Source organism: Acinetobacter sp. CFCC 10889, assembly GCF_003268395.1.
Taxonomy (GTDB): Bacteria; Pseudomonadota; Gammaproteobacteria; order Pseudomonadales; family Moraxellaceae; genus Acinetobacter.
Map to the genome: position 1 here is coordinate 1 of NZ_LQXQ01000137.1, position 2,356 is coordinate 2,356.

The window sequence follows — 2,356 nt, forward strand, 5'->3', positions numbered from 1 at the left end:
ATTAAATTGCGCTCAGTGCTGTCAGCACCCATGTAGATCCCAAGGAAGCGCTCTGCCTGTAGCCGAGCATAATCACCCACACCTTGCGGACGATATGGCAAAACACTTTGTATGCCAGCCACGGCGTGATAGACACCTAATTTTTCAATAAAGGTATCAATCATATCAAGGAGAACCTTTTTCATTTCAGGTTCAAAGATCAACTTATTTGGCACACAAAACTTAATCTCTGAGCAATACAGGTTGTGACCTTCCCAATCACGATTGGTCATCGCAGAAATCATATACTCTGGTGCCTCATCACGATCACCAGATGCACAGTACCATTCAATAAAATCATCAGGATCTTTATTTTGAGCGATCACCTGACGAATTGTTGGCATTTGAGGATCTTTATACTCAGCATAATGACCATCACCGTTCTCATCATAATAACCGCCCCATTCAAGGTGCTCAGCAAAATGTCGATTAAAGAGTTCTACACATTCGGCCAATGCTTGACGTTTTTGTGATGTATGGCCTGCAAAATATAAGAAGTGTGCTTGAAACTCTGCCCCGGTAATAAATAGCGCAGACTGGTCCTTACGCGCCTCACTCCACTGGAAGTCTGAAAAATACGGATCTAGATCTGAATAGCTTGTTATTTTCAAAGTGATTTCCCTATATTTTATGAAGTAGCCAAAGTTGCAAAACCAGTGATCATTAAACTCCCACCAACGGCGGCCCCTGCAGCTGCTCCACCTGCAGCAGCACCACCTGCAATAATAACCGAACCACAGATAAATGCTGAAGCCAAACCAATCCCTGCAGTAATTGGAATCATCATGGAGTTATATTCCTTTAATGGCACGTATTTTCGATAAAAAATAACCTTTTGAGAAGGTGGCGAGATCATCTTCCCGAATGCCCCCAGCATACTCGGGATACCACGTTGCGGAGTAAGACCAACCGCTGCAGGTCTAAAAGTTGCATTCTTGTATGGGTCTGGGTTCTTTATAGCAGGATAAGTCACAGGTGCAGTCCCACCTTTAGGCGGTTTGCGAGTAGAGCAACTACAATCCTTATCGGCAATTTCACGTACCTTGGTAGGGCAAATCGTATTGTAATCTTCGAATTGCTTATTCCCCCAAGTGTCATTGCCAAACTTAATCTCAACCAAGTTTTCAATATTGGCATCTATAGGCTCAAAGCGCTTCCAATCAATTACACCTGCCTTACGCATTTGAATAATTTCAGCGGCCGTAACTTTTAAAATAGTGACATCAGGAATACGGAAAGCACCTTTACCCATATTTTCAATTTCACGCTTAGCCGCACCTAAAGGGAAACTCGATGGCTGATGTCTCCTTCCCTCCCTGTCGCTCATCAGAGCGCTTGGTGGAACAGTGCGCATGTTATAACCAACTTCAGCTAAATACGACCAAACACCATGATTAAGCTCTGCTTCAGCTTGGATTGCGATAGTTACCGTGCGTTGGTATAGGTTTTGCCCTTTATTACCAGTCCGAGGCTTTTTACTCGCAGCGCAAATATGAGCACACAAATATGATCTATTGCCGCCTACCTCTAATTTTATAGGCGTACCTTCACTGGTTGGTTTGGTTGTTGAGCTTCCCGATTTATTATCACTCGAAGTACCTGAAGATGTTTTATCACGTGCCATTATTATTATCCTTTTTACACATCGGTTATATGATAAGTATCGAATTCAGGCTCTTCCTCATCATCAAGGATCTCCAAATTAATAGGGAGTTTTTCATGAGTCCAAAGGTGCTCTGTTTTACCTTGTTCATCCGTATAGCCGATTAACTCACTACCATCTGAAGCAAAAAGTTTATATTTTTGATTAGCGACCGGCTTATCATCATCACCAGTTAGTGTAAAAAACTCGTGATACTTTTGTGGATTAGAGATAATACTTTCGGGTGGGCTAGAATCGCCATTGTCCCAACCCATAAGATTTTGGCTTGCAACAACTTTATGGCCGCAAGAAAGCGAGCAACCATCGTATGCAACACTACGGCCAAACATACTGTGATTTTCCCACCCTTTTAGAATGGTTTGAGCATTACCACAACAAATTGCCTTCATACCGATTGTTGAAACAGGTCTACCTAAAATTGTGATCGAAACACTACCCTCGACAACCACACCACCACCGGTTGTCCGATCACCTACGCAAATATAATATTTTGTCATTTGTTCTAGTTTGCATAGGCTTTGTTGCACAAAGCTATTCTTGAAGGCTTCTTCAGTAATATAATTTCCAGATGAAGAAGCACTACACCTAAAATCTATCGTACAACCAATTGGTCCTCGTATAACCAAGCTTTAATCAAGCGAGGAAATATTTCAA

The 2,356-nt window shown here is 42.1% G+C and carries 3 protein-coding genes; all 3 read right to left on the reverse strand.

The window, feature by feature from the left end; all coding sequences use genetic code 11:
• The coding region (locus tag AVJ19_RS20915) for a type VI immunity family protein (RefSeq protein WP_323580425.1) at nucleotides 1-650 on the reverse strand (650 nt) is incomplete at its 3' end.
• 17 nt (nucleotides 651-667) lie between these two features.
• Nucleotides 668-1,663, reverse strand: coding sequence for a nuclease (locus tag AVJ19_RS20920; protein WP_111861410.1), 996 nt, complete (start codon nucleotides 1,661-1,663; stop codon nucleotides 668-670).
• Between the two features lie 14 nt (nucleotides 1,664-1,677).
• The gene (locus AVJ19_RS20925) at nucleotides 1,678-2,229 is read right to left on the reverse strand and encodes a PAAR domain-containing protein (protein WP_228203425.1); all 552 of its coding nucleotides are present in this window, start codon (nucleotides 2,227-2,229) and stop codon (nucleotides 1,678-1,680) included.
• Nucleotides 2,230-2,356 lie beyond the last annotated feature (127 nt).